The sequence below is a fragment of the Bradyrhizobium sp. P2_E8 genome (assembly GCF_056403875.1).
On the sequence record NZ_JBFUES010000584.1, the window covers coordinates 1 to 4,793 of the forward strand.

5 protein-coding genes and 2 pseudogenes are annotated in these 4,793 nt (G+C 57.6%); 2 read left to right on the plus strand and 5 right to left on the minus strand.

The window, feature by feature from the left end; all coding sequences use genetic code 11:
* Together AC1D00_RS27065 and AC1D00_RS27070 are read left to right on the plus strand one after the other, a co-directional pair.
* Positions 1-559: TraB/TrbI/VirB10 family type IV secretion system protein (locus tag AC1D00_RS27065; RefSeq protein ID WP_477012764.1), on the plus strand; the 559-nt coding region annotated here is incomplete at its 5' end.
* A gap of 8 nt (positions 560-567) precedes the next feature.
* The gene (locus AC1D00_RS27070) at positions 568-810 is read left to right on the plus strand and encodes a DUF2274 domain-containing protein (protein ID WP_477012765.1); all 243 of its coding nucleotides are present in this window, start codon (positions 568-570) and stop codon (positions 808-810) included.
* Here the strand turns inward: AC1D00_RS27070 and AC1D00_RS27075 are convergent.
* From AC1D00_RS27075 to AC1D00_RS27095, 5 genes and pseudogenes are all read right to left on the minus strand, one after another.
* Positions 783-1,722, minus strand: a pseudogene (locus AC1D00_RS27075) (LysR family transcriptional regulator). The gene AC1D00_RS27070 and the pseudogene AC1D00_RS27075 sit on opposite strands and share 28 nt — an antisense overlap.
* A gap of 95 nt (positions 1,723-1,817) precedes the next feature.
* Entirely contained in the window at positions 1,818-2,450 is a 633-nt protein-coding gene (locus AC1D00_RS27080) for an acyl-homoserine-lactone synthase (protein ID WP_477012766.1), read from the minus strand.
* 57 nt (positions 2,451-2,507) lie between these two features.
* Positions 2,508-3,268: pseudogene (locus tag AC1D00_RS27085) on the minus strand (LuxR family transcriptional regulator).
* A 279-nt stretch (positions 3,269-3,547) separates the two neighbouring features.
* Positions 3,548-4,150 (minus strand): LabA-like NYN domain-containing protein, encoded by a 603-nt coding sequence (locus AC1D00_RS27090; RefSeq protein ID WP_477012768.1) that lies wholly within the window; start codon positions 4,148-4,150, stop codon positions 3,548-3,550.
* A gap of 394 nt (positions 4,151-4,544) precedes the next feature.
* Positions 4,545-4,793, minus strand: a 249-nt coding sequence (locus AC1D00_RS27095; RefSeq protein ID WP_477012767.1) for a DoxX family protein, incomplete at its 5' end; no start/stop codon positions are given.

Genomic DNA, 4,793 nt, shown 5'->3' on the forward strand with positions numbered 1-4,793 from the left:
GGCTGGAACTATMATTTCAGGCGCTCTGGTCACCGGAATCCGATCAGACCTTCCAGGCCAGATCACAGCGCAGGTTACGGAGAACGTTTACGACACGCCAACCGGTCGCCTCCTGCTCGTGCCGCAGGGAGCTCGTCTCATCGGAATATATGACAGTCAGGTCGCGTTTGGCCAGTCTCGCGTCCTGCTGGTTTGGACCCGCCTCATCATGCCGAATGGGCGTTCGATCGTGCTCGAGCGGCAGCCGGGCGCAGACGCGGCAGGATATGCCGGTCTCGAAGACGAAGTCGACAACCATTGGGGCGAATTGCTCAAAGCTGCTGCCCTGTCGACGCTCCTCGCTGTCGGCACCGAGCTAGGCGCGGGCTCCGACACCAATAGCAACGACAGTGCCATCATCCAGGCCTTGCGGCACGGAGCCGGGGACTCGTTGAATCAAACCGGCCAGCAAGTTGTCCGTCGCAGCCTCAATATTCAGCCGACGCTGACCATCCGTCCGGGATTCCCGGTCCGCGTGATCGTTAATCGCGATCTCGTTCTTGAATCGTATAGGGGGTGACGGCAGCTATGGCTAAGCTTAAGATTGGAGCGCTGTCCGACGACAAGCCCGTCAAGATCACTGTTGAATTGCCAGCTCCCGTGCATCGTGATCTGGTTGCCTACGCGAAAGCCCTCGCAAGTGAATCCGCGCAGCCTATCAGTGATCCAGGCAAGCTTATCGCACCTATGCTGGCGCGGTTCATGGCTACGGATCGCGGATTTGCGAAGCTCCGGCGCACCGTTCATTCGCCTGAGGCCAGCAAAGGGTAGCGTTCAGCCAAGAGTTTAAGAAAACCATTCAAGGCGGGATTATCGTTATCGGCTCGCTAATGTACCGAAAAGTCAACGCGTGTAGGCCCCGTCCCATCGCGCAATTCGCGATAGACCAAGCCAGCGAAGCTCGCGCCAATATCTGATTCCAGCACTAGGCTGATCCCGAGCTTCATGCTGATCAGACTCTTGATGATACCTTGGCTGACGTCGTGGCGCTCGATCCTGGGACGCTCCGCGGGAGAAACAAGCTTTGAAATCAAGAGTCCCTCAAGCTCGCGTCCGGGATCGTACTGACTTAGAAGGACGGTCTCGTTTCGGAGGTCGGTCCAATAGACTACATTTCCTGCTGCCAATGCATGATCTTCCGGCAGAGAGACCAGGATGCGTTCACTCCAGAGCGGACGAACGTTATTATCCGGCAGCGGCAGGTCCCCAGTCACGATGAGAGCGTCCGCCGTACCATTTCGCAGCGCGGTCGCGAGACGCGTTCGTGACCGCTCGACCGTTACGAGTTCGACCTGAGGCTGCCGGTTCTTGAATTCGGTGAGCGTCGCTCGCAGATTGCCGGCGGATATGGAGGTGCAAAAGCCGATCGAAAGGCGGCCAGCTTCGCCTCGCCCATTCGATCTTGCTGTTGCAACAGGCACATCGACTTGTTCCAGAATTAACCTGGCCATCCTCAGAACGAGTTCGCCCAGCCGGCGTTGGCTTTACCCCTCCGCCTGAGCGCTCGAACACGGTGACGCCGATCCGATACTCAAGCTCACGAATAGATCGGCTCAGGACCGAGTGTCGAATGGACAGTAGCTCGGCGGCTTGCCGAATATTCCAATAATCTGCGGCTGCGACTGCAAACCGCAGCTGATTCAGGTCAACAGCGTGCATCCGAGGCGCGCGTGGCTGGTCCATTATCTCGTTCTCCGAGGTGGGCGAATGCATTGTGTCGCGCTGCAGCCAGCGATGTCGCTTGAGAGCTAACAGAGCTGTTCGTCTTGAGATTGACGTTAGGCGACGGCGAGCGCGACTGGTGCCCACAGCACGGGACCCTGAAGGCCACCGGCGGCACGGACGCGCGCTAGACTCTCAATTGAGACTTCAAGGTATCCCGCAACCGCAAGGGTGCAGCCTAGTGCGCGAGGTTCGCCGATCCGCCGCAAGGACCATCCTGCGCGGCGCAGGATCCGCTCCATTCGAGCATCGGTGACAGTCACAATTTCGGTGAGCTGCCGCGACAGGCCGAACTCGATCATGCCCGCGAACAGTTCGTAGGTAGCGGTTGCTAGACCGTGAGTTGCCTTAGGCGTGTCATGATGAAGATCGAGCGCAAAGCGGCTGCTCTCCCAGATGGCCGGACTAGTGGGAGCGGGTGCTCCGTCCAACAGTAAGGGGAAAGTATCGCGCAGCATGGTAGGGCCGGTCGAAGGCAGTAGACGTACACAGCCTTGCACGCGGTTGTCGCGTGCTCGCTGGATCAAATACGCAGGGTGAAGTGCGTCGAATTCGTCAATCTCCATATCGCCACTGAATTGGACGTCCCAATCGAGGCGTTCCTTAAATACGCGGTAACGCAAGCGATGCATTTCCGTAACTGCGTCAATCAGATTGCTGTAGTACTCAGCTGTAATGAGTTGCATCATGGACCGCCTCCGCTCTGGGATGATCTGTCTCCATTGAAGGCGAGCAACGTGAATGAGTCACCTCCCGCAACTAAGGGAGGTGACTGAGCGGATGGGGTGTTGTCTAATCAATTTGGATGCCGTAGCGAGGGCCACCGCCTGCACGATTGTCCGTACGCCAAATTTCGTTTTTGCGTTTTCGAGGTAAGTGGCGACCGTGTGCCGAGAAATTCCGAGAATAGTTCGATCTCCCAGGCGGATTTACCTTGAGCAGCCCATTCGAGACATTCGGCCTCGCGGGGTGATAGCGACGAGGCGGCGATGAGTTGATTGTTGCTAATCCCCCGCTGGGCGTGCGCATGAAAATACAGTGCCATGAGCTGCAACACGCGTGCGTGCTCACCGATAGTTCGTTCGAACTGCGGTCGCCGCTCGTCGGCGGCGAATGTCACCGCTGCAACTGGGCCGCTGTTGTTGTGAATCGGAATMGTGAATCCGTAGCGAATACCGAACCTTGCGGCCTCCTCGAACAATTCTTGCGATTTGGAAGGTGCCAATGATCCGACTCCGAGCCCCCATTCGAAAGGTTAGGGATGGTTGAGTGCTTGAATGATCACGGGGTCAAAGCGTTCGTAATGGCTTTGCAAATAATGGGTTGTCCAAGCTGATGGATAATTTGATATCAACCCTGCCGTGCCTCCTGTTTTATCCGGCATGGAGAGGTACGCGAAACAGCACAGATCGAGGGCGGCTGCTGCTTGCGCCATGGCATCGCGAAACCCGTTAGGATCTAGAGCGCTGGACAAGCCATCGATGAAATTTCTGAAGATCTGATGCATAACGTCACCGGCAGTAGCGCAGAAGGAAACGTCGTAGCCGTTTCGTGCCGAGCCGCCATCACTTAGAAAACCAAAGATACGCAGTTGACAATCCGATCGGGATTGAACCTGCGGATGAGTTGAAATCCGCTGAGTCTGGAAGCTGTTGCTGCACCGAACTCAATGCAGTCGCATATCGGAGGCCATGAAAATACGAAACGGGGACGTTGCAAGCGTCGCTTGCGCGGAAAACAACACCGGAACGCCGCGCCGTACTCGTTCCCGTTCGCGGCGCCGTAGTTATCCCCCCGTCTCCATGGCGCGCTGCGAGAATTGCGGAGCGTGTTGACGCGGCTCGCGTGGAGCCGGACCCTCGGAGGGGTCGCGGCCGAGCTTGAACTGCAGTTCGACCAGGTCGGTGAAGACGTCGGCTTGGCGGCGCAACTCGTCGGCGATCATCGGCGGTTGGCTCGAAATCGTGGAAATCACCGTCACCCGGACGCCGCGGCGCTGGACCGCCTCGACCAGGGAACGGAAATCCCCGTCGCCGGAGAACAGTACGATCTGGTCGACATGCTGGGCGAGTTCCATAGCATCGACCGCGAGTTCGATGTCCATATTCCCCTTCACTTTGCGACGGCCGCCGGCATCGATGAATTCCTTCGTCGCCTTGGTGACGACGGTGTAGCCGTTGTAGTCGAGCCAGTCGAGCAACGGACGAATCGACGAATATTCCTGATCTTCGACAATCGCGGTGTAATAGAGCGCGCGTACCAAGGTCCCCCGGCCCTGGAATTCTTTCAGGAGTCGCTTGTAATCGATGTCGAAGCCGAGCGTTTTCGCGGTTGCATAAAGATTGGCGCCGTCGATGAAGAGCGCGATTCTGTTGGGTGAAACTGACATGATTGCTTGCCTTATTTGCCGAGGGGCCAAATCAAAAAGCCTGGGCTGGTACTCGGCGGAGCATTTGCAGCTCGGCCTGCCAATCCCAGTTCGAAGACAGCGCGCTCTTCTTTAGTCAATTGAAGTGCACCTGAATGCCAGATTCCTCTCGCGCGATGGCTCTCGCGAAGCTTCGGGCAACATGGCCTCCACCAGTTGCGTCTTGCCGTCGGATTTCGCGCGGCAATGCTCGAGACCTGCGCCGAAGATGGATCAAGGTCGGCGAACCAACAAGCGAGGCTTGCAGCATTCAAGGTGGCACTCCGCGCGGAATTGCGAATTCTATGCGCCATTCGACATATCCCTTTTCATGACGCGCGAACGCCTATTGCTGACCCACCGGCCAGTCATCGTGTCAGGACCTTCGGTGGATTTCGGGTGCTGTCGTTTCATCACCGGTACCGAAGCCGACGATTTGCAGCAGGCCGCCGATGATCAGCAAGTTCTTCATGAAATGGGGAAGCTGGGCCGGATCGGCCAGGTTGCGATGGAAGATCAGGGCTGTGGCCAACGTAAATAGCGCCAGCACAGCCGCAGCAGAGCGTGTCCGGTAGCCGGCAATCAACAGCGCGCCGCTACCGACTTCGATAGGCACCGCCAAGAC